Below are 20,880 nucleotides of genomic sequence, written 5' to 3'. Positions count from 1 at the left end.
CGGGTGAGCTCCGACAGCGACACCGACGTCCCCGCCGTTCTCACCCTCCTGCGCGCCGCCACCGTCGCCGACGGCGTGCGGCCGGTCTCCGAGGAGGCCGAGCTGCGGCTGCAGCACGGCTCCCCCGGCGGGCACGACGTCGTCGTCCACGACGGCGGCACCCTGGCCGGCTACGCGCGGCTCGACGACGGGACCGCCGAGCTGGTCGTGCACCCCGACCGGCGGCGCCGCGGCCTCGGGACGGCGCTGCTGCGACAGCTGCTCGACCTCGCGGGCGACCGGCCGCTGAGCATCTGGGCGCACGGCGACCTGCCCGGCTCGGCCGAGCTGCTCGCCCCGCACGGCTTCGACCGGGCGCGGGTGCTGCTGCAGATGCGCATGCCGCTGGACTCCATCGAGCCCGGCCCCCGGCCCGCGCTCCCCGACGACGTGCGCGTGCTGCCGTTCCGCCCGGGCCGCGACGAGGAGGCCTGGCTGCGGGTCAACGCGCGCGCGTTCGCCTGGCACCCCGAACAGGGCCGGATGACCCGGGCGGACCTGGAGCTGCGCGAGGCCGAGCCGTGGTTCGACCCGGACGGCTTCCTCATGGCCTGGCGCGGGGCCCCGGACGAGGGCGGCGTCCTGCTGGGCTCGCACTGGACCAAGGTGCACCCGGCCGGCGACGTCGCCGATCAGCCGGTCGGCGAGATCTACGTGCTCGGCATCGACCCGGACGCCCAGGGCATGTCGCTGGGGCGGGCGCTCACCGATCTCGGCCTGGCGCACCTGCTCGGCCGCGGACTGGATCAGGTCCTCCTCTACGTGGAGGAGGACAACGCCGCGGCCGTCCGACTGTACGAGAGCCGCGGCTTCCGGCGGTTCGCCGTCGACGTCTCCTGGCAGCGCGCTCCTGGCGCCTGACGTCGGCTCACGTGGCGTCGAGATCGACGGATGCGGGGCTGGAACGGTCGGGACGGGCGGTCGGGACCCGACGGTTCGTGGTCGCGCCGGCGTGGGGCGCCGGCCGGCCGTCGTCCTCGCCCACCAGGTGCTCGCGGAGGAACGTCCTGGGGTGGTACCTCCGGAGGTCGACCTCGCGCAGGTGAGCGAAGTCGTCGCCGAGGCTGTCGTGGAACTGACCGCGCACACCGGACACCGCTGCTCGCACCCGCTCCAGGCCCCCCGCGGCGTCCTTCGCCAGGTCCGGAAGCCGCTCCGGGCCGAAGATGAAGAGAGCTGCCAGGCCGAGCACGACGATCTCGCCCCAGCCGATCGAGTCGAACACCAGGAACCTCCTACACGTGGGTCAGCACGGCACGGGATCTCGTGCCCCGACGGGGACCGTCTGCCGGGGCAGGAGGTCGGTGGCTGGAAGCGCGGTCGCTCCTGCGGGCGGGGGCAGTCATCGCTCACCCTGTCTCGACTGCGCCGGGCCGGCCGACGGGAGGAGTTGCACGTGCCCGGGCGCAGCCGCTGCCGGCCGGCCGTCGAGCCGGGACGGTGCAGGGTCCAGTGGGGATGCCGCGTCGTCATCCAGGTCGTGGAAGGACTCGACCGCCGCCCGTCGCGCGCGCCGCTTGTCCACCAGCCGGGCGAGCTGTATGGCCATCTCGAACAGCACGACCATGGGCCCGGCCATGACGAGCATCGTGAACGGGTCCTGCGTCGGCGTGACGAAGGCGGCGAAGACGACGGTCAGGAAGAAGATCCAGCGACGGGCGCTCGCCAGGGCCGCGTAGGTCAGGATGCCGACCGCATTGAGCATGACGGCGATCAACGGCACTTCGAACGAGACCCCGAACGCCAGGAGCAGCGAGAGGACGAAGCCGATGTAGTCCTGCGCGGTGAGCGCGATCACGGCACCGTCGCCGGCCAGGCCGAGGAGCAGCCGCAGGCCGGCGGCCAGTGATACGTAGGCCAGTGCGGCACCGAGGGCGAACAGCGCCGAGGACGCCGCGACGAAGGACACTCCGTAGAACTTCTCGTTCCGCTCGAGCCCGGGCGTGACGAAGCGCCACAGCTGGAACAGCCAGAACGGAGCCGACAGGACGATCCCGACGATGAAGCTGATCTTCAGCCGGATGAGCGCGCCACCGAAGACGTCGGTGATCAGCAGTCCGCAGCCGCCATCCGAGTCGTTGTAGCGCAGGTCCTCCGGGAGCCCGCAGTACGGGGCGCGGATGACGTCGCCGAGCCCGTGCTCGTACCACCAGAAGGCCAGTGCGGTGCCCAGGAGGATGAACAGCAGCGACGTGCCGACGCGCGTGCGCAACTCGGTGAGGTGCGCGACGAGAGTCATCGTGGCCGCGCTGTCCCGGCCAGTGCCGCCACGGCGCCGGCGACGCCCGATGGCCCCCACCTGTCCGAGCTCAGCGGGCGCCGTCGACGTCGGCCGACGGTGTCCGGTTCGCTGGGGCAGCGGTCCCCGACGTCCCGACGTCAGCCGGATGGCCGGGCACAGTCGCCGCGGGCAGGATCGTCCCGCGCCCCGGGGCGGCGCCCGTCGCCTGCCCGTCGGGAGCGTCGTCGTCCTTCATGCCCTTCATCTCGCCCTTGAAGATGCGCAGCGAGCGCCCCAGCGATCGCGAGGCGTCGGGCAGCTTCTTGTATCCGAACAGCAGCAGGATGGCCAGGAGGATCAGACCGATCTCCATGGGTCCGAGGTTCATCGAGTTCCTCCAGGTCGTCGGGGGAGCAGGGCCTGCTCCGTGCATTGCGCCCGCGCCGACCGGGGCGAGCGCGGTCTGTCCATGGGGGCGGCGCCGTGACCGCTGACCGGACGGAGCAGCCGGTCACGGCGCCGCTGTCACTCGGCGCAGGAGTGGCTCAGGTGCCGATGACCCCGCCGTCGTCCTTGGTGATCACCACGGTGGCCGACCGGGGAGTGTCGAACTCGTCGGTCTGCGGCCACGTGCTGCCGCCGTCCTCGCCCGGGTGCTGGATGTTGACGAACATGGTCCGCTGATCGGGCGTGGTGATCACCCCGGTGACCTCGCAACCGATCACCCCGGTGAAGAACCGCTTGATCTCCGGGACGCCGTTCTCGTCCACCGTGGTCGGATCGGCGGCCAGCATCTGGTCGTTGGCCGCCAGCGGCTGCGTGCCGTCGGTCTGGATCCAGATCCGGCCGTCGGGGTCGGCCCAGAGGCCGTCCGGCGAGCCGAAGGCGTCCTGCCCCTCGATGGTGGCACCCGACTCCGGAGGTCCGGCGAGCAGGAACAGTTCCCAGGCGAACGTGGTCGCGGTGTGGTCGCCGCCCGCCTCCTCCCACCGGACGATCTGGCCCCAGCGGTTCTGCACTCGCGGGTTCGGGGCGTTCGGGGTCTCCCGGCCGGCGTTGTTGGTGAGGGTCAGGTAGACCGTGCCGGTGATCGGGTCGACCGTGGTCCACTCGGGCCGGTCCATGGGCGTAGCGCCGACCGCGTCGGCCGCCAGCCGGGTCTTGACCAGCACCTCGCCCTGGTCCGCGAAGCCGTTCTCGGCGGTCAGCGGGCCCTGGCCGTGCACGAGCGGCAGCCAGGTGCCGCTGCCGTCGTCGTCGAACCGGGCGACGTAGAGGGTGCCCTCGTCCAGAGGGCTCGTGCCGGCGCTGTGCGACGCCTCCCAGGTCGCGGCGCTGACGAACTTGTAGACGTACTCGTTGACCTGGTCGTCGCCCATGTACACGACAACCCGGCCGTCCCGGGCGGTCTGCACGAAGGCGCCTTCGTGCTTGAGCCGGCCGAGGGCAGTCCGCTTGACCGGCGTCGAGGCGGGGTCGAACGGGTCGATCTCCACCACCCAGCCGAAACGGTTGGGCTCGTGGGCTCCGTCAGGGGTGACGACGAAGCGGGCGTCGTGGAGGCCCCAGTTGAAGCGGTCGCCGCCCACGCCGTAGCGCTCGTGCAGCGCGGTGGTCTCGGGGTCGAACGTGCTCCCCTCGGGGATCGCGAAGTAGCCGTTGAAGTTCTCCTCGCACGTGAGGTAGGTGTCCCAGGGGGTGACGCCGTGCGAGCAGTTGTTGATCGTGCCGCGGGGGGACGTGCCTTCGGGGTCGGCACCGGTCCGGACGAGCTCGTTGCCCGTCGCGGGGCCGGCGAAGCGCATCTCGGTGTTGGCGGTGATGCGGCGGTTGAGGGCCGAGCGCTCCACCTTCCACTTCCTGCCGGCTCGCTTGACCTCCACCACGCTGACGCCGTGGGCGTTCTGCGACTTGAGCACCATCTCGGCCGTGTACTCGCCCTTCGCGACCTCGGTGTAGTCCTCGATGTAGGTGCCGGTGTGCAGGTAGAACTCGTCGGTGTACTCCTGGTTCACCGCGAGCAGCCCCCGCGAGCTGCCCTCGCGCCCGCCCCTGTCGAGGGGGAAGAAGTGCATGCCGTCGTGGTGCATCCCGATCTGCTGGGCCTGGTCCTCGGCGGTGTTGCCGCCGGGCACGATGGGCGGGGTGCCGGGGCGGAAGTCGGGGAAGCTGCCGAGGATCGGCGTGCCCCACGGGAGGAACGGGGTGGCGGAGTATCCCGGCGGGACGACGACCTCGTCTCCGTAGCCGAGCGGGACCGCCTCGTAGCCCAGCAGCGACGCGCCATCCGTCCCCGGCCCGCGACCGCGTCCGCGTGGTGCCGCGAGAGCCGTCGGGGCGCCGGCGATGCTGGTCGTCAGGAAGCTGGCCGCGGCGAACATGCCGCCGGCGAGGACGGAGCGGCGGGACAGCCGGGCGTCGACGATCTCGGCGAAGTGTCGACCGTGCGAGGGGTTGGACGAGTGATCGTCCGGGTCGGACGACTGATCGATGATCGGTCCGGTGGATACGGACATCGTGGCTCCTCGGCGTTGTCAGTGGGGGCGCCCGGGACGTTAAGAAGCCCGATCGACGCGCACGTGGCCACGGATCGGAGTTCCGGTGAACCCGCCGCCCCCTCCCGTTCACCCGCGAGGAGTACGTGCGGGATCCGCCTGCGGAGAGCAACTGGACGCACAGCCGGCGACGTCGCCGATCAGCCGGTCGGCGAGATCTACGTGCCCGGCATCGACATCTACGTGCCCGGCACCGACCCGGACGCCCAGGGCATGTCGCTGGGGCGGGCGCTCACCGACCTCGGCCTGGCACCTGCGCGGCCGCGGACTGGGTGAGGTGCTGCTGTACGTGGAGCAGGACGACGCCGCAGCCGTCCGGCTGTACGAGAGCCGCGGCTTCCGGCGTTTCGCCGTCGACGTCTCCTGGCGCCGGGACCGCTCTGACCGACCCGCTACGCCGGGCAGCAGGTGTCGGTGCCCTCCGGGGGCATCGCGGCCGCGCCGTCGGGCGAGAGAGGCGGTGTGAGGGCTCTGGGAGCAGATGCGTCCCCTGAGCGACGACGAGAGGCATGCCGGCCGACGTCCCTCGCGCCCTGCGGCTCAGTCCGGGCCGATGCTCGGGTCCGGGGCTTCCTCAGGGATGAGGCTGCCGCGCTTGCCGTCGCTCACGGCGCCCCTGCCACCGGCCGCCGCGACGCCGTCCAGGGCGCCCACCGACCCGGCGTCCCCGCCGTCGGCAGCGTGCCGGGCCACCTTCTCGTGAGGTCCTCGGTCGCTGCTCTCGCCCGCGGGACGGTCGTTCCGTCCACTCATCGGTCCTCCATCTCGGTGTCCACGCCGGTCCCGCGGAGGTGGCATGTCAACGGCTGCCCAGGCTGTGCCCGGCCGGCTGACGACTCAGCCGAACCGGCCGGAGATGTAGTCCTCGGTCCGCTTGTCGGCGGGGTTGGAGAAGATCTTGGTCGTGAGGTCGAACTCCACCAGCTGGCCGGTGCGATCACCCGTTCCCTCCGCCGCCTGCGCGGTGAAGAACGCGGTGCGGTCGGCCACTCGGGCTGCCTGCTGCATGTTGTGGGTGACGATGATGATCGTGTAGTCCTTGCGCAGATCCTCCATCAGGTCCTCGATGCGCGCGGTGGCGATCGGGTCCAGGGCGGAGCACGGCTCGTCCATCAGGATCACCTCTGGCCGTACCGCGATCGTGCGCGCGATGCACAGGCGCTGCTGCTGGCCGCCGGACAGCCCGTAGGCCGACTGCTTGAGCTTGTCCTTCACCTCGTCCCACAGGGCCGCCGCGCGCAACGCCTGCTCCACCAGGTCGTCCATGGACTCGACCTGCATGCCCGTGACCCGGGGGCCGTAGGCGATGTTGTCGTAGATGGACTTGGGGAACGGGTTCGGCTTCTGGAAGACCATGCCGATCCGGCGACGGACCTCGATCGGATCGACGTCGGAGTCGTAGATGCCCTGGCCGTGGTAGGACACCCGTCCGGTCACCCGAGCGCCCGGGATCAGGTCGTTCATCCGGTTGAGACAGCGGAGGACCGTCGACTTGCCGCAGCCGGACGGCCCGATCATCGCGGTGATCTCGTTCTGCCCGTAGACCAGGGACACGTCGTTCACGGCGCGGAAACCGCCGTAGTAGATGTCGACGTTCTCGCACTCGATGACGGGAACCGGCGTCTCCGAGAGGTGGCGTCCGGTACCGCTCTGGGTCTCGACATGGGGACGGGGAGAGCCCTCCGGGGCCACGGCGGCGCCGGACGCCGCGGGCGCGTCGGTCGAGGTCTGGGTGCTGGTCATGATCCGTCCAGTGGTGTGGGGGTGTGCGTGCAGAGCGGGGGCGGGCATCTCACCAACGCCTCTGGTAGCGGTTGCGGATGAGGATCGCGACGGCGTTCATCAGCAGGAGCATCGCGAGCAGCACGATGATCGCGGCCGCGGCGAGCTCGCGGAACTCTGCCTGGGGCTGGCTGGCCCAGTTGAAGATCTGCACGGGCATGGTCGTGAAGCCCGACATCAGCCCGTCGGGGTCGAACCGGATGAACACGACGGCGCCCAGCAGGAGCAGCGGCGCGGCCTCCCCCAGCGCTCGGGAGAGCGCGAGGATGGTCCCGGTCGCCACACCAGGGACCGCCGAGGGCAGCGTCTGCTTCCAGACGGTCATGAGGGGCGTCGCGCCGAGGGCGAGAGACCCCTGGCGGATCTCCGCCGGCACGGCGCGCAGCGCCTCCCGGGTCGTGATGATGATGACCGGCAGGATCAGCAGCGCCAGGGCGATCCCGCCGGCGAGGACGACCCCGCGACGCAGCCCGATGGTGAGCGCGAGGCCTGCGGTCAGCATGCCGTAGACGATCGCCGGCACAGCCGCCAGGTTCTGCAGGTTGACCTCGACCAGGCGGTTGTACCAGCGGTCCGGGTCGGCGAATTCCTCGAGGTACACCGCCGCGGCGACGCCCAGCGGGATCGCCAGGACCGCGGTCAGGCCGATGACCCAGACGGTCCCCCAGATCGCCGCCCGTGCGCCACCCGTCTCCGGTCGCACCTGCGACGAGTACTGGGTGAAGAGGTTGCCGTCCAAGCGCCCGACACCGTCGAGGAACGACGTCACGAGCAGGGTGATCAGGCACAGGACCGCGAAGGCCAGGGCCAGCCACAGCGTCACCAGGAAGGCGATGGAGGCGAGGCTCCGTTCACCGTGCTGTTCCGCGCGGAGCGGCCGGGTGGCGATCTGGCCGATGGTCGCCATCAGTAGGCCTCTCGGAACTTGCGGACCAGCCGGATGCTGATCATGTTGATCACGAAGGTGATCGCGAACAGGAGGAGTCCGACGGCGAAGAGCGTGTTGTAGCTGAGCGTCCCGGGAGTGCTCTCCCCCGTCGCCGTCTGGGCGATGAAGCCGGTCATCGTCTGCCCGAACTCGGTCGGACCACCGACCATGCGGGCCTGCGTCCCCGCCGCCAGCGCGACGATCATCGTCTCGCCCACCGCACGGGACAGTGCCAGGACGATCGACGCAGCGATGCCGGATACCGCGGCCGGGAAGACCACACGCAGCGTGGTCCGCATCTTGTTCGCCCCGAGGGCGAACGAGCCCTGGCGGAGGGAGTCGGGCACCGCGGACATGGCGTCCTCGGACAAGGAGGCCACGGTCGGGATGATCATGATCCCCAGGACGATGCCCGCGGAGAGCACGCTGAAGGTGCCGACGTCGAGGCCCAGCAGGTCGTCGAGCACGAACGGCGCCACGAACGTCAGCGCGAAGAAGCCGTAGACGACCGAGGGGATGCCGGCGAGCACCTCGAGCACGGGCTTGAGCACCTTGCGGACGCGCCACGGCGCGTACTCGGCGAGATATACCGCCGCGCCGAGGCCGAACGGGATCGCGACGAGGAGGCCGATGAACGTCGTCCACGCCGTGCCGGTGATCAGCGGCAGGACCCCGTAGGACTCCTGTCCGGTGAACCGTGGCGTCCACCGGGTCCCGAAGAGGAACTCCGAGACACTGACCTCGCGGAAGAACGACAGCGCAGGCAGGAGCAGCGAGAGCACGATCCCGACGGTCACCAGCACCGACAGGAGCGATGCTCCCGCCAGGACCACCATGACGGTGCGCTCCCCGTACCGAGGCGATTGCCGCGTCAGCGAGCGCCGCCCGTCTTCCGGGCCCCGCCCGCGGGGGGCCCCCGACACCGGGGGCCCCCCTGTTGCCGTGATGCTGCTCACGACACTCCTTGCCTCGTCGTTTCCCGTCCTGCCGCTGGGTTGCGGGGGTTCAGCTGATCGAGCCGACGGCGGACTCCAGCTCGCCGCGCTGCTCGTCGTTCAGCGGGATGTACTGAGCGGCCTCGGCGATGTCGGAGTCGTTCTGCGCGTAGAAGTCGACGAAGGCGGCCACCCCGGGCTTCTCGCTGTACGACGCGTCGTTCACGTAGATGAACAGGGGGCGCCCGAGCGGGGTGTAGGAGCCGTCCTGCACCGTCTCGGCGCTCGGTGCGACACAGCCGTCACCGCTGTCGACCTCGATCGCCTTCAGCGAGTCGGCGTTCTCCTCGAAGTAGGTGAACCCGAAGTAGCCGAGCGCGTTCGGCGAGCCGGACACGCCCTGGACGATGACGTTGTCGTCCTCCGAGGCGTTGTAGTCCGTGCGGCTCACACCCTCGTCACCGTTGATCTCGTCGGTGAAGTAGTCGAAGGTGCCCGAGTCGGTGCCGGGGCCGTACAGCTCGATCGGCTCGGCCGGGAACGACGGGTCGATCTGGTCCCACGTCGTGATGGTCCCCTCGGCCTCGGGGCCCCACAGGGTGGCGAGCTGCTCGGTGGTCAGGCACGTGATGAAGTCGTTCTCGGCGGAGGTGACGACGGTGAGCGCGTCGCGCGCCACGGTCAGCTCCGTGTACTCGACGCCGTTCTCCTCGCAGATGGCGATCTCCTCGTCGCTGATGGGGCGAGAGGCGTTGGAGACGTCGGTGGTGCCCTGGCAGAACACCTCGAAGCCGCCGCCGGTGCCCGACGTCGCCACCGAGACGTTGACACCCGGCTCCTCCTCGGCGAAGAACTCCGCTGCCGCGGACGTCAGCGGTGCAACCGTCGAGGAACCGTCGGAGAGCACGTCGCCGGAGAGGGCCGAGTCGCCGCCACCGGCCTCCTCTTCGTTGGAGCCACCGCAGGCGCTGAGGGCAAGGGCAAGGGCGAGCACGGCGGCCGCGGGCACGGAACGGCGGCGCAGGGTGCTGGTCGTCAACGGATGAGCCTCTCTGTCTCCACCTGGCCGATTGCCAGGCAGCGGGACGGACGGCTCGAAAGCTAGGGAGCAGCGGTGAACCGGTGCACCGCGTCAGGTGAACGGACGGCGAACGTTGCCGACACGCCTGTCGACCTCGCGTCCCCACGGTGAGTGCCCCGGACGGCCCCGGCCACCGGCGGCGGACCGGCCGTCATCGTCATCACCGTCGATGTTCAGCGGGCGTTCACACCGAGGACCCCCGGGCAACACCCGCTGCCGGTTTGCTGCCCAGCACCATGGACAACCTCCGGTCGACGGCGACCGCACTGCTGAAGGCCGAGCCGGCCTGGGACGTGGCCGCGTCCCGCGCCCGGACCCTGCTGCTGGTCATCGACCCGGATCCCCAGGCGACCGGCCTGCTCGACGACGTCGACGGACGGCTCGACGTCCGTGTGTGCGCGTCGGCCGCCGAGGGGCTCCTCGTCGCCGGGGCGACGCGTCCTGACGTGGTGCTGCTGCGCGCCGACCTGGCCGACGTCCCCGCGCCGACAGTGGTGCACCTGCTCGACCACTGCTGCGAGCTGCCGGTGATCGTGGCCGTGGACGGCGAGCACCCGGAGCTCGCGGGCGCGGCGCTGGAAGCCGGAGCGGTGGCGTGCGTCGCACGGCCGTACCGTGCCGCCCAGCTGTTGGCCCTGGTGTCCGCCCTCCGTCCCGCCTCGCCGGCCCGCGACGGCGACGTGGTGCGTTGCGGCCCGCTCGAGCTCTCCCCCGACGCGCGGACGGTCCGGCTGCGCGGCTCGCTGATCCCTCTGCCGCCGCGGGAGTTCCGGTTGCTCCACTTCCTCATGGCGCACGAAGGGCGCGTGGTGAGCCAGGTGCAGCTCTGGGAGGCGGTGTGGGGAGGAACCGCGCCGTCGGCGTCCAACACCGTCTCCGTGCACATGCGCCGCCTCCGCCGGCGTCTCGGCGACGACCCTCGCCGACCCCGGCTGATCACCACGGTCGGCCGCTCCGGTTACCTGCTCCAGGCCCCCTCGGAGTGACGTGAGGCCGGTCACCCGACCCGGCCGTCGCGAGCCGTGGATCAAGGCGTTCCCGCTCTCGTTCATCTTCCGTTCATCGACTGTGGGTCGGGCGTCAACCTGTGCCGCCTACGGTCACCAGTCGTTCACCGTTGCGGTCATGATCGGTTCATCGACGAAAGGCAGCTGAGTGGGGTCTCCTGGCGCGCGCCTCCGTTCGCTGGCACCCCTCCTGCTGGCCGCGGGCCTGTCCGTCACCGGCTGCGCGGCAGTCAACGAGCGGGGCCTCACCGGTACCGGCGAGGAGGCACTGAGCGGAACCCTGGTGGGGGCGGGCTCGAGCGCCCAGCAGGCCGCCATGCAGGGCTGGACTGCCGCGTTCACCAGCGTGCAGCCGGAAGTGACCGTGAACTACGACCCGGTCGGCTCCGGAGGCGGCCGGGAGCAGTTCCTGGCCGGGGGGACGGACTTCGCAGGATCCGATGCGGCTCTGGACGACGAGGAGCTGGCGCAGGCGAACGAGCGATGCGGGCCGGCCGGGATCTTCGAGCTGCCGAACTACATCTCCCCCATCGCCGTGGTCTACAACCTGGAGGGCGTGTTCGCCGACGGGGAGGCGCTGAACCTCTCGCCGGAGACGCTCGCCGGGATCTTCAACCAGGAGATCACGCGGTGGGACGATCCGGCGATCGCCGCGGACAACCCGGACGTCGACCTGCCCGACCTCGCGATCACGCCCGTCAACCGCAGCGACGAGTCCGGCACGACGGAGAACTTCGTCGAGTACCTCAGCGCTGCCGCTGGGGATGCCTGGCCCCACGAACCCGACGGCAACTGGCCCGTCGCGGGCGGGGAGGCCGCGCAGGGGAACTCCGGTGTCGTCGGGGCCGTCAGCGCCGGGAACGGCGCCATCGGGTACGCCGACCTCAGCCAGGCCGGTGACCTCGGCGTCGCCCGCATCGGCGTCGGTGAGGAGTTCGTCGCGCCGTCGGCAGAAGCTGCGGCGGCCGTCGTGGAGAACTCCGGACGGCTGGAGGGGCGCGGTGAGTACGACTACGCGATCGAGATAGCCCGGGACACCACCGGTTCCGGGCAGTACCCGATCGTCCTCGTCAGCTACCACATCGGCTGCATCGAGTACGACGACCCGCAGGTCGCCGAGCTGGTGCGGGCCTTCATGACGTTCGTCGTCAGTGAGGAAGGGCAGCGGGCGGCCGCACAGGTGGCGGGATCCGCCCCGATCTCCGATGCTCTCCGCGACCAGGCGCTGACGGCGATCGACGCCGTCACCGCGGCGGGATCGGCATGAAGCAGGCACCCATGACCCTCGGGGACACCGCGCGGACGATCCGGACGGAGCATCGGTGACGGCCACCCGCGAGCGCCCGTCGAGCCGGCCACGGCCGGCGTCGCGGCTCGGCGACCGTCTCTTCGCCGGCGGGGCGAGGAGCGCCGGCATCCTCATCCTGGCGATCCTCGCCGGGGTCACGATCTTCCTCCTCGTCGAGGCCTTCCCGGCGTTCACCGCCCCGGCCGAGGAGATCCCCGGCGGGGACGGCCTGGTGTCCTACGTCGCCCCGTTGCTGTTCGGCACTCTGCTGGCGGCCACCATCGGGCTGATCGTGGCGACTCCTCTGGCGGTGGCCATCGCCCTGTTCATCACGCACTACGCTCCGCCCCGGCTCGCTCAGGGGCTGGGCTACCTGGTCGACCTGCTGGCGGCGATCCCGAGCATCGTCTACGGCTTCTGGGGCATCTACTGGCTCGCCCCCCGGCTCGTCCCGTTCTACGGGTGGCTGGAGGAGAACCTCGGCTTCCTCCCGTTCTTCGCGGGACCGACCTCGGCGACCGGGCGCACCATGTTCACGGCCGGCCTGGTGCTCGCGATCATGATCCTGCCGATCGTCAGCGCGATCGCCCGGGAGGTCTTCCGCCAGGTCCCGATCCTGCACCGGGAGGCGGCGCTGGCCCTGGGCGCCACCCGCTGGGAGATGATCCGGATGGCGGTCCTGCCCTACGGCAAGTCCGGGGTCATCGGTGGCGCGATGCTGGGGCTGGGCCGCGCGCTCGGGGAGACCCTGGCGATCGCGCTCGTGCTCTCGGTGTCCGGCGGCATCACGTTCAACCTGATCGGCTCCGGCAATCCGTCGACGATCGCGGCGAACATCGCGCTGGACTTCCCCGAGTCGACGGGGCTCGCGGTCAACACGCTGATCGCCAGCGGACTCGTCCTGTTCGTGATCACCTTCGCGGTCAACATGCTCGCCCGGTACGTGGTCAACCGTCGTGCGGAGTTCTCCGGGGCGAACTCGTGAGCACGGCGACGACACCCACGTCCTCCCCCACCGTGGGCACGGAGCCGCCGTCACCCGGCCGGCCGCCGGGAAGCCGGCTGCCCCGGTGGGCACCCTGGGCCTGTTTCGCCGGCGGAGCCGTCGGCGCCGTGGTCCTGGGTTCGCTCAGCGCGCTGAACGTCGCCACGTTCGTCGTCTACACCGTCGTCCTCGGGACGGTCGGGTTGTACGCCCTGTCCCGCTGGGTCGAGGGCCCCCGCCGGGCCACCGACCGGCTGGTCACCTGCCTGGTGGGCAGCGCATTCGGGCTGGCCATGGTGCCGCTGATCAGCTTGGTGTACGAGGTCCTCCGCCGGGGGATCGAGCGACTGGACGGCCAGTTCTTCACGTGGTCGCTGCTCGGCGTGCTCGGCGACGGCGGTGGCGCCTACCACGCGATCATGGGCACGCTGGTCATCACCGCCCTCACGACCGCGATCTCGGTGCCGATCGGCCTGATGACCGCCATCTATCTCGTGGAGTACGGCACCGGCCGGCTGAAGAGGGCGATCACCTTCCTCGTCGACGTCATGACCGGCATCCCGTCGATCGTCGCCGGGCTCTTCGCCTACGCGCTCTTCGTCATCTTCTTCGGCCCGGGCGTCCGGCTCGGCATCGCGGGCGCGGTGGCGCTGTCGGTGCTGATGATCCCGGTCGTCGTCCGGTCGGCCGAGGAGGTGCTCAAGCTGGTCCCCAACGAGCTGCGCGAGGCCGCCTACGCCCTCGGCGTGCCGAAGTGGCGGACGATCATCAAGGTGGTGCTCCCGACCGCGATCGCCGGGCTGGCCACCGGCGTCACCCTCGCGATCGCCCGCGTCATCGGCGAGACCGCACCGCTCCTCGTGACCGTCGGCATCACCAACGCCACGAACTTCGATCCCTTCGACGGGCGCATGGCGACGCTTCCCGTGTACGCCTACTACCAGCTCACCCAGCCCGGCGTCCCGCCGGAGTACGCGATCGACCGGGCCTGGACCGCCGCTCTCATCCTGATCGTCCTGGTGATGGGGCTGAACGTCATCGCCCGTCTGATCAGCCGATTCTTCGCCCCCAAGACCGGTCGCTGACCAGGATCTGGAGAACCTCATGGCCAAGCGGATCGACGTCTCCGATCTCCACATCTACTACGGCAGCTTCCTCGCCGTGGAGGGCGTCACCGTCTCGATCGAGCCGCGCAGCGTCACGGCGCTCATCGGCCCCTCGGGGTGCGGCAAGTCGACGTTCCTGCGCTCGATCAACCGGATGCACGAGGTGCTGCCCGGCGCCCGGGTGGAGGGCAAGGTCGTCATGGACGGCCAGGACCTCTACAGCGCCGACGTCGACCCGGTCGACGTCCGCCGGCAGATCGGCATGGTCTTCCAGCGCCCCAACCCGTTCCCGACGATGTCCATCTACGACAACGTCGCGGCCGGCATCCGGCTCAACAACGCGAAGATGAAGAGGGCCGACCTCGACGACCTCGTCGAGTCCTCCCTGCGGGGCGCCAACCTCTGGAACGAGGTCAAGGACCGCCTCGACCGGCCCGGCTCCGGCCTGTCCGGTGGGCAGCAGCAGCGGCTGTGCATCGCCCGCGCCATCGCGGTGGAGCCCGACGTCCTGCTGATGGACGAGCCGTGCTCGGCCCTGGATCCGATCTCCACCTTGGCGATCGAGGACCTGATGACCGAGCTCAAGGACAAGTACACGATCGTCATCGTCACGCACAACATGCAGCAGGCCGCCCGCGTCAGCGAGCAGACCGGCTTCTTCAACCTCAACGGGGTGGGCCAGCCCGGCCGGCTGATCGAGTTCAACCCGACCGAGAAGATCTTCAGCAACCCCGACGAGAAGGCGACGGAGGACTACATCTCCGGCCGCTTCGGCTGAGCTGCTCAGCGCTCGTCGTCCGGTCCGACCTCCCGCGGGTCCGGCGTGCGGAACGTCGTCTCGTCCCGCTCCGTCACCCTGGCGTCGTCCGACGGCCCGTCCTCGGGCAGTAACACGTCGGGCTCTCCGCTCTCTTCGCCATAGCCCGGCGCCGGTGGTGGTGCGCCGGCTCCCGGATCGGCGGCGGGGATCCCCTCGTCGGACGGGTCGGCACTGAACGGCGGCGGCATCATCGACATGCGCGAGCCGTACCCCTCGCCGGGCCGTCCACGCGACGAGCGCGTGAACAGGTCGCCCACCACTCAGCAGGTGACCGGCGCCTGCTCCGGCTCGGCCGCGGCCGGCTCACTGACATCCGCCGCCGCTGCGGTCTCGGGGACGGGAGCGATCGTCACGGGGACGACGGTCGAGTACCCCGGCCCGATGACCAGCTGCACCGTGTCGCCGATGGAGTCGCTGGGCTGCAGCACCGCCCCGGGCACGGCGGCCGCCACCGTGCGCGCCTGCTCCAGGACGTTCGGCCCGTGGCGGACGACGGTCTCGGTCACCGTCCCCGACTCGTTGCCGACCGTGCCGACGGCGAAGCCCTGTGCCCGCATCAGGTCGGCGACGGTCGCCGCGAGACCCGTCGTCCCCGTGCCGTTGAGCACGTCGACCGCCACCGACGACGGCGGGACGGTCGGCCCCGTGCCCGTCGGCGCCGCAGCCTCGGCGGGCGGCGGGACATCGGCGGCCGGGGGCTCCTCCGCGGGTGCGCCCGGCGCCTCCGGGCCGATGGTGAACTCCTCGGGCACCTGGGTGCCCTCGATGACCGCGTCGAACAGCGCGCGCGTGCCCGCGCCGTCCAGGAGCACGTAGGCCTGGTCGGTGCCGGCCGGGACGTAGCCGACCTGGGCCACCGGCAGGCCGGCCCGCTGCACCGCGTCGCCGGACAGGTCGCCGAGGCTGGCAGCCAGCGTCCGGAGGTCGCCGAGGGTCGTCTGCTCGTCGACGGTGAGCGCCTCCGCGGCACGGTTGAGGAAGCGGTTGAGGGCGAGCGGGTCCACCAGCGTGGCGGTCGACATCCCGGCCCGCAGCGTGGAGGTCAGCAGCCGCTGGGCCCGCTCGGCGACGGCGGTACCGTCCACGTCGGTACCGCTGTCACCCGGCTGCAGGTACCCGGCCGCCGCCTCGCCCGAGACCTCCGAGAACCCTGCCGGCAAGGGGGTCGCCGCGGCCTCGGTCGCCTGCGACGGGATGACGCAGACGGGGACCCCGCCCAGGGCGTCGACCATCCCGGGGAGGCCGGCCAGATCGACGCCGAGGTAGTGGTCGACGCGCAGACCGGAGAGCTGCTGGACGGCCCGCACCATGCACCCGGGGCCGCCCTCGAGCAGGGAGCTGGCGAAGGCCTCCGTGGTCGGGCTGCGCAGTGAGCCGTCCGGCGTGCGGCAGGCCGGCGTGTCCACGAGCGCCGTCGGCGGGAAACTGACCAGCACCGCCCGGTCGCCCTCGGCCGAGACCGACGCCAGCAGGGTGGCGACCGATGCCGCGCCGGTCTCGCCGGGTACACCGCTGCCGACCACCAGATAGGTCTCGTCGCCGGCCTGCAGCACCGGCGCGAGGATCTCCGGCCCGTCGACCGCGAGGGCGTCGACCCGATCGATCTTCTGGTCCACGTAGAAGTACAGCCCCAGGTGGTAGAGCAGCACCACGCCCACGACCACACCCAGCGCCGTCAGCACGCGGGTCAGCCGCCGGCGCCCGGGGCCAGCGGGTGGGCGGGCGGGTCGTCGGGGCCGCGACCGGTCGCGGTCGGCCGGAGGAGGGAACCGACCCGGGAGCGGGGGAACAGGGCCGCTCTTCCGGGAGGGGCGGCCGTCGGGCTCCCAGGACGACGGCGCGGCGGGCACGGGAGGCAGACCGGCCCGTGCCGCGGGACGGCCGGCTCCCGGAACGGGCGGCAGCCCGCCCTGCCGCGCGGCCGCGCCGCCACCGGGCACGGGCGGCAGCCCGTCCCGGACGACGGGCGGCGGCTCGTCGGGAGCCCGGAGCGGAGGGTCCTCGACCCGGCGGGCGGCTCGGCGACGGCTGACGGAGCCACTGCCCTGACGGGCGAGCAGCTGCTCGACGGTCACCGCCTGGGCGCCGCCCTGCTCGCCGTCCCGGCCGCGGCGGGTGCGTCCCGGGACGCCACGGGGGACGCCGGAACCACCAGCGTCCCGCGTCGGCTGTTCCCCCACCGGTGTCGACACCTTCTCGTCGTCGTCCTGCCCCGTCGCCGGCCGTCGTTCCGGCCCGTCACCGACGATACGGGGGCACGGGCGGGGAGAGGGCCGGACGCGCGGCACCGGGCACCCCCGGACGGGCGAACGAGGCACTCAACCGAATAGTGGGCCACCGTCCTCCTGCGTAGCGTGTGGCCGGTGAGACTGCCCTCGGTGCCGGGTCCGTCCGATCTCCTGCACGCCGTGGGAGGTGTGCGCGACGGTCTCTCCGACGCGCTCGACCTGATCCCCCGGGTCGGCGCGGCGGTCGGCCGCATGGAAGAGCTGCTGGGCCGGGTGGCGGGCGTCCTCGACCGGGTCGACGCGGTCGTGGACCGCGCCGACGAGGCCATCAGTCGCCTGGACACCACCCGCACACGGGCCGACGAGGCCATCGAAGGCGTCGAACTGATCCGGGCCAGAGCGGACGAGGCCATCGCGGGCGTGGACCGGACCCGCACCAACGCCGACGAGGCCATCGCCGGCGTCGAACTGATCCGGGCCAAGGCCGACGAGGCCATCGCCGGCGTGGACCGGACCCGCACCAACGCCGACGAGGCCATCGCCGGCGTCGCGGCCACCCGCGCCAAGGCCGACGTGGCCATCGAGGGTGTCGGGGACACCCGCGCCAAGGCCGACGCGGCCATCGAGGCCGTCGACGGGACGGCGGCCCGCGCCGACTCGATCGTCGGACGGGCCGAGGTGATGGTCGGGCGCGTGGAGCCGCTGCTCGCCGACTACGAGCCGGCGCTGACCGCCCTGGCGCCGTCGATCAGGCGGCTGGCGGCCTCGTTCGACCCCGGGGAGGTCGACGCCCTGATCACGCTCATCGACCGGTTGCCCCAGCTGGTGATCCACCTGGACGAGGACATCCTGCCCGTCCTGGAAAACCTGGCGAACGTCGGCACCGACGTGCACGACCTGGTGGACACCGTCCAGGACATGCGGCAGATCGTGAAGGGGTTCCCCGGCTCGAAGTTGTTCCGCCGCCGGGGGGCCGAGGAGATCTCGGACAACGAGGCGCGGGAGAACGCCGGCTCGTGAGCCGGCGTCCTCCCGCCTCGGATCACGTCTCGGTCGGGTAGCCGAGGGCGCGCACCACGTCGCCGATCCGCTCGAAGGTCTCCCCTGCCGGTAGCTTCTCCAGCTCCGTGGCGACGACGTCCGGGGCCCGGTGGTCGCGGGCGGCCTCGACGAGTTGGGGGCCGGTGGCGGGGAAGTCCGCCCGGTCCAGCCAGCGGGCGAGCTCGGCGCGGGCGACCACCGCGTCGGCGTCCATCCCGACCGGTGTGCCGCCGACCTGCGTGCCCGCGGGGTCGGCGTCGATGTCCGGGTCGCCCTCGGCGACCGGCTCCACCTCGCGCCACTCCTCGGCGCGGGTGGCTCGCTCGGCCTTGAGCAAGCCCTGGATCTCGTGCTCCATCTCCTCGTCGACCCGCGGGCTGTGCTTGGTGCTCCGCTGGGAGGCGAACTCGCCGCCGGACTCGGTCACGGTGTCTCCTTCGGTTCTGGCCCGGACGCAGCCGGGCGGCTGGTCAGTCCTCGTGCAGGGCGGCGGGCTTGTGGACCGCCGTCTTCCCGCTCTTGTCGCTGCGGACCTCGTACTGCGGCTCGTCCTTGCTGGCCCGGACGGTGCGCCCGGACGCCTCCGTGTCCTCGGTGATCTTCCGTTCGACCGTGCCTTCCGTCGTGCTGCCGTGGCTCTGCCAGGTGACGTGGTCACCTTTCGAGAATTTCTCTGCCATGACGTCCCTCCTCCGTCCGGTACGTGCTCGCCACTGCCCTGCCCCCGGGCGTCGCGGCACACACATCGCCGCGGCCGGGCGCACGATCACCCGTTCGGGACGCGACCTCACCCCAAGGGGCCATTGCAGGGCCGCTTTCGTCACGTAGCGTCGACGACGACGGCAACCGGATCGGCGTCCACGCTGGTCCGACGGGAGATCGCGCTACCCAGCGTGACTCCCGGTTCCGTCCTCGATCGCCGGCCCGGTCGACTCCATTCCCCCGGAGTTGGCCGGGTCGGCCCGTTTAGGCTGGCGTGCCGTGACCACGCCCCCCGCCTCCGACGGCCTCGCGCCCGGCGGGCTGCGTCCGGTCGACGTCCTGACGGTCGTCGGCGTCCGGGACGTGACCCCGACGGTCCGCCGGGTGGCCCTCTCCGGCTCCCCGGCCGCCGCCGGCCCGACGGTCAACCTGCTCGTGCCCCGCGTCGGCGACCCGGCCCCCGAGTGGCCGCGCGTGGCCAAGGACGGACGGATCGTCTGGCCACAGGGCAGCCACGGCGTCGCGCTGCGCAGCTACACCGCGCGCCGGCAGGATCCCGGCGTCGGCGAGATGGAGATCGACTTCGTGCTGCACGGTGACGGCCCGGCGGCGGCCTGGGCCGCCGCGGCGGCGCCCGGCGCCCTGCTGGCCGTCGGCGGCGCCGCGTCGCTGGGCGAGCGACCGGCCGGGCACCTGCTCCTCGCCGGGGACGAGACCGCCCTCCCGGCGATCTCGCGGATCCTCGCCGAGGCGGCGACCACCGTTCGCGGACTCGCCCTCGTCGAGGTCGCGGACGCCACGGAGGAGCAGCCGTTGCCGGCACCCGCCGGCGTCACCGTGCGCTGGCTGCACCGCAGCGGCGTCGCTCCCGGGGAGAGCACGCTGCTGGTCGACGCCGTCGCCGGTCTCGACCGGCCCGAGGGGGACGACGTGTTCGCCTGGGTGGCGGCCGAGTCCGCGGCCGTCCGCTCGATCCGCGCGGACCTGCGCAGCCGCTGGGGACTGGGACGGGCCCAGCACCATGCGATCGGCTACTGGCGCCGGGGCCGAGCCATGGGCGGCTGACAGCTGCGGGAGCATCGCAGCGAGGCCGGCGCCGACAGGGAGTGAGCATCGCAGCGAGCGCCAGCGAGCGAGGAGCGGAGCGACCGCGGAGGCGCCGTTGACGTCGAGCGAGGAGCGGACCGGAGCGCGGAAGCCGCTGGTTGCATGGCGCCCGCCGGCTGACTCCTGGGCATAGGAGGCTTTACCAGCGTTCAGCGGGTCCGAGACGTATGAATAGCTTCCTATGCCCGAGGGAGTCGGGCACAGGGATTTCACAGGTAGCGTCCAGACCGACCGCAGCCGGGAACGCCACCCTCGGGGCATGACGACGGCACCCGCTCGCCCGACCGGAGGAACCGTGGCCGGCACCTCGCAGTCTCCCGGTGGGACCACCCGAACCACACCGGAGGCCCGGCTCCTCGTCGTGGACGACGAGCCCAACATCCGCGAGCTCCTCTCGGCCAGCCTGCGGTACGCCGGGTTCGAGGTCGCCACCGCCGCGGACGGCCAGCAGGCTCTCGCGCTGGCGGACTCCTTCCGCCCGGACCTGCTGGTGCTCGACGTCATGATGCCGGGGATGGACGGCTTCGGCGTCGTCCGCCGGCTGCGCCAGAACGGCCGGCACACGCCGGTCCTCTTCCTCACCGCCCGCGACGCCGCCGAGGACAAGGTCTCGGGGCTGACGCTGGGCGGCGACGACTACGTCACCAAGCCGTTCAGCCTCGACGAGGTCATCGCCCGCATCCGGGCGGTGCTGCGGCGCACCGCCGGCGCCCAGCAGGCCGCGGCCGAGGCGCCCCGGCTCACCTTCGCCGACATCGAGCTGGACGAGGAGAGCCACGAGGTCATCAAGGCGGGCACGCTGATCAGCCTGTCCCCGACGGAGTTCAAGCTGCTGCGCTACCTGATGGCCAACGCCGGCCGGGTGCTGTCCAAGGCCCAGATCCTCGATCACGTCTGGAACTACGACTTCAACGGCGAGGCCAACGTCGTCGAGTCCTACATCTCCTACCTGCGCCGGAAGATCGACACCACGGAGCCGCGTCTGCTGCACACCATCCGCGGCGTCGGCTACACGCTGCGGCTGCCGCGCGGCACGTGAGCGGAGAGGAGCGGAG

22 protein-coding genes are annotated in these 20,880 nt (G+C 71.8%); 9 read left to right on the top strand and 13 right to left on the bottom strand.

All coding sequences use genetic code 11. The features are described from left to right. The first annotated feature begins 3 nt into the window (after positions 1 to 3). Positions 4 to 900 carry a mycothiol synthase gene (mshD, locus tag FHU33_RS02795; RefSeq protein ID WP_142023964.1) on the top strand — a complete coding sequence of 299 codons (897 nt, stop codon included), beginning with the start codon at positions 4 to 6 and terminating at the stop codon, positions 898 to 900. A 7-nt stretch (positions 901 to 907) separates the two neighbouring features. On the opposite strand, the gene FHU33_RS02790 is transcribed toward mshD, so the two are convergent. The 9 genes from FHU33_RS02790 to FHU33_RS02745 form a co-directional block, all read right to left on the bottom strand. Continuing rightward, the gene (locus tag FHU33_RS02790; protein ID WP_142023963.1) at positions 908 to 1,264 is read right to left on the bottom strand and encodes a twin-arginine translocase TatA/TatE family subunit; all 357 of its coding nucleotides are present in this window, start codon (positions 1,262 to 1,264) and stop codon (positions 908 to 910) included. Positions 1,265 to 1,381: 117 nt separating this feature from the next. Then, complete coding sequence (gene tatC, locus FHU33_RS02785; RefSeq protein ID WP_142023962.1) at positions 1,382 to 2,278, bottom strand: twin-arginine translocase subunit TatC; 897 nt, start codon at positions 2,276 to 2,278, stop codon at positions 1,382 to 1,384. A 70-nt stretch (positions 2,279 to 2,348) separates the two neighbouring features. After that, complete coding sequence (gene tatA / locus FHU33_RS25645) at positions 2,349 to 2,648, bottom strand: Sec-independent protein translocase subunit TatA (protein WP_246063225.1); 300 nt, start codon at positions 2,646 to 2,648, stop codon at positions 2,349 to 2,351. Between the two features lie 157 nt (positions 2,649 to 2,805). Continuing rightward, positions 2,806 to 4,776 (bottom strand): PhoX family protein, encoded by a 1,971-nt coding sequence (locus FHU33_RS02775; RefSeq protein ID WP_142023960.1) that lies wholly within the window; start codon positions 4,774 to 4,776, stop codon positions 2,806 to 2,808. Between the two features lie 579 nt (positions 4,777 to 5,355). Next, positions 5,356 to 5,568, bottom strand: coding sequence for a hypothetical protein (locus FHU33_RS02765; RefSeq protein WP_142023959.1), 213 nt, complete (start codon positions 5,566 to 5,568; stop codon positions 5,356 to 5,358). Between the two features lie 84 nt (positions 5,569 to 5,652). After that, positions 5,653 to 6,558 (bottom strand): phosphate ABC transporter ATP-binding protein PstB, encoded by a 906-nt coding sequence (gene pstB / locus FHU33_RS02760; RefSeq protein WP_142023958.1) that lies wholly within the window; start codon positions 6,556 to 6,558, stop codon positions 5,653 to 5,655. Between the two features lie 49 nt (positions 6,559 to 6,607). Further along, positions 6,608 to 7,504, bottom strand: coding sequence for a phosphate ABC transporter permease PstA (gene pstA / locus FHU33_RS02755; protein ID WP_142023957.1), 897 nt, complete (start codon positions 7,502 to 7,504; stop codon positions 6,608 to 6,610). Next, a complete protein-coding gene (gene pstC / locus FHU33_RS02750) occupies positions 7,504 to 8,361 on the bottom strand; it encodes a phosphate ABC transporter permease subunit PstC (protein ID WP_142023956.1) in 858 nt (285 codons plus the stop codon). Before pstC (FHU33_RS02750) ends, pstA (FHU33_RS02755) begins: the two co-directional genes overlap by 1 nt. Positions 8,362 to 8,530: 169 nt before the next feature. Next, complete coding sequence (locus FHU33_RS02745; RefSeq protein ID WP_142023955.1) at positions 8,531 to 9,499, bottom strand: PstS family phosphate ABC transporter substrate-binding protein; 969 nt, start codon at positions 9,497 to 9,499, stop codon at positions 8,531 to 8,533. 263 nt (positions 9,500 to 9,762) lie between these two features. Here FHU33_RS02745 and FHU33_RS02740 point away from each other — a divergent pair, with 263 nt between their 5' ends. From FHU33_RS02740 to pstB (FHU33_RS02720), 5 genes are all read left to right on the top strand, one after another. Further along, on the top strand, positions 9,763 to 10,527 hold the full coding sequence (locus tag FHU33_RS02740) for a response regulator transcription factor (RefSeq protein ID WP_142023954.1): 765 nt from the start codon (positions 9,763 to 9,765) through the stop codon (positions 10,525 to 10,527). A gap of 169 nt (positions 10,528 to 10,696) precedes the next feature. Next, the gene (gene pstS, locus FHU33_RS02735) at positions 10,697 to 11,815 is read left to right on the top strand and encodes a phosphate ABC transporter substrate-binding protein PstS (protein ID WP_142023953.1); all 1,119 of its coding nucleotides are present in this window, start codon (positions 10,697 to 10,699) and stop codon (positions 11,813 to 11,815) included. Between the two features lie 55 nt (positions 11,816 to 11,870). Beyond that, on the top strand, positions 11,871 to 12,821 hold the full coding sequence (pstC, locus tag FHU33_RS02730; protein ID WP_142023952.1) for a phosphate ABC transporter permease subunit PstC: 951 nt from the start codon (positions 11,871 to 11,873) through the stop codon (positions 12,819 to 12,821). Continuing rightward, positions 12,818 to 13,906 (top strand): phosphate ABC transporter permease PstA, encoded by a 1,089-nt coding sequence (pstA, locus tag FHU33_RS02725; protein WP_211354985.1) that lies wholly within the window; start codon positions 12,818 to 12,820, stop codon positions 13,904 to 13,906. Before pstC (FHU33_RS02730) ends, pstA (FHU33_RS02725) begins: the two co-directional genes overlap by 4 nt. A 19-nt stretch (positions 13,907 to 13,925) precedes the next feature. Beyond that, the gene (gene pstB, locus FHU33_RS02720) at positions 13,926 to 14,705 is read left to right on the top strand and encodes a phosphate ABC transporter ATP-binding protein PstB (protein WP_142023951.1); all 780 of its coding nucleotides are present in this window, start codon (positions 13,926 to 13,928) and stop codon (positions 14,703 to 14,705) included. Positions 14,706 to 14,710: 5 nt separating this feature from the next. Here pstB (FHU33_RS02720) and FHU33_RS02715 read toward each other — a convergent pair whose 3' ends face one another. Further along, positions 14,711 to 15,007: a hypothetical protein gene (locus tag FHU33_RS02715; RefSeq protein ID WP_246063224.1), complete on the bottom strand. Its 297-nt coding sequence runs from the start codon at positions 15,005 to 15,007 to the stop codon at positions 14,711 to 14,713. Continuing rightward, a complete protein-coding gene (locus FHU33_RS02710) occupies positions 15,008 to 16,927 on the bottom strand; it encodes an LCP family protein (protein ID WP_142023950.1) in 1,920 nt (639 codons plus the stop codon). Between the two features lie 183 nt (positions 16,928 to 17,110). On the opposite strand from FHU33_RS02710, the gene FHU33_RS02705 reads away from it, so the two are divergent. After that, entirely contained in the window at positions 17,111 to 17,995 is an 885-nt protein-coding gene (locus tag FHU33_RS02705; protein ID WP_142023949.1) for a hypothetical protein, read from the top strand. A gap of 22 nt (positions 17,996 to 18,017) precedes the next feature. Here FHU33_RS02705 and FHU33_RS02700 read toward each other — a convergent pair whose 3' ends face one another. Beyond that, entirely contained in the window at positions 18,018 to 18,443 is a 426-nt protein-coding gene (locus tag FHU33_RS02700; protein ID WP_142023948.1) for a DUF2795 domain-containing protein, read from the bottom strand. 43 nt (positions 18,444 to 18,486) lie between these two features. After that, positions 18,487 to 18,696: a hypervirulence associated TUDOR domain-containing protein gene (locus FHU33_RS02695; protein WP_142023947.1), complete on the bottom strand. Its 210-nt coding sequence runs from the start codon at positions 18,694 to 18,696 to the stop codon at positions 18,487 to 18,489. A 301-nt stretch (positions 18,697 to 18,997) separates the two neighbouring features. On the opposite strand from FHU33_RS02695, the gene FHU33_RS02690 reads away from it, so the two are divergent. Together FHU33_RS02690 and FHU33_RS02685 are read left to right on the top strand one after the other, a co-directional pair. Next, complete coding sequence (locus FHU33_RS02690; protein ID WP_142023946.1) at positions 18,998 to 19,783, top strand: siderophore-interacting protein; 786 nt, start codon at positions 18,998 to 19,000, stop codon at positions 19,781 to 19,783. A 301-nt stretch (positions 19,784 to 20,084) separates the two neighbouring features. Beyond that, complete coding sequence (locus FHU33_RS02685; RefSeq protein ID WP_211354984.1) at positions 20,085 to 20,864, top strand: response regulator transcription factor; 780 nt, start codon at positions 20,085 to 20,087, stop codon at positions 20,862 to 20,864. Positions 20,865 to 20,880 lie beyond the last annotated feature (16 nt).

It is taken from the genome of Blastococcus colisei (assembly GCF_006717095.1).
GTDB classification, from domain to species: domain Bacteria; phylum Actinomycetota; class Actinomycetes; order Mycobacteriales; family Geodermatophilaceae; genus Blastococcus_B; species Blastococcus_B colisei.
This window is presented reverse-complemented; position numbering and strand designations above follow the sequence as displayed.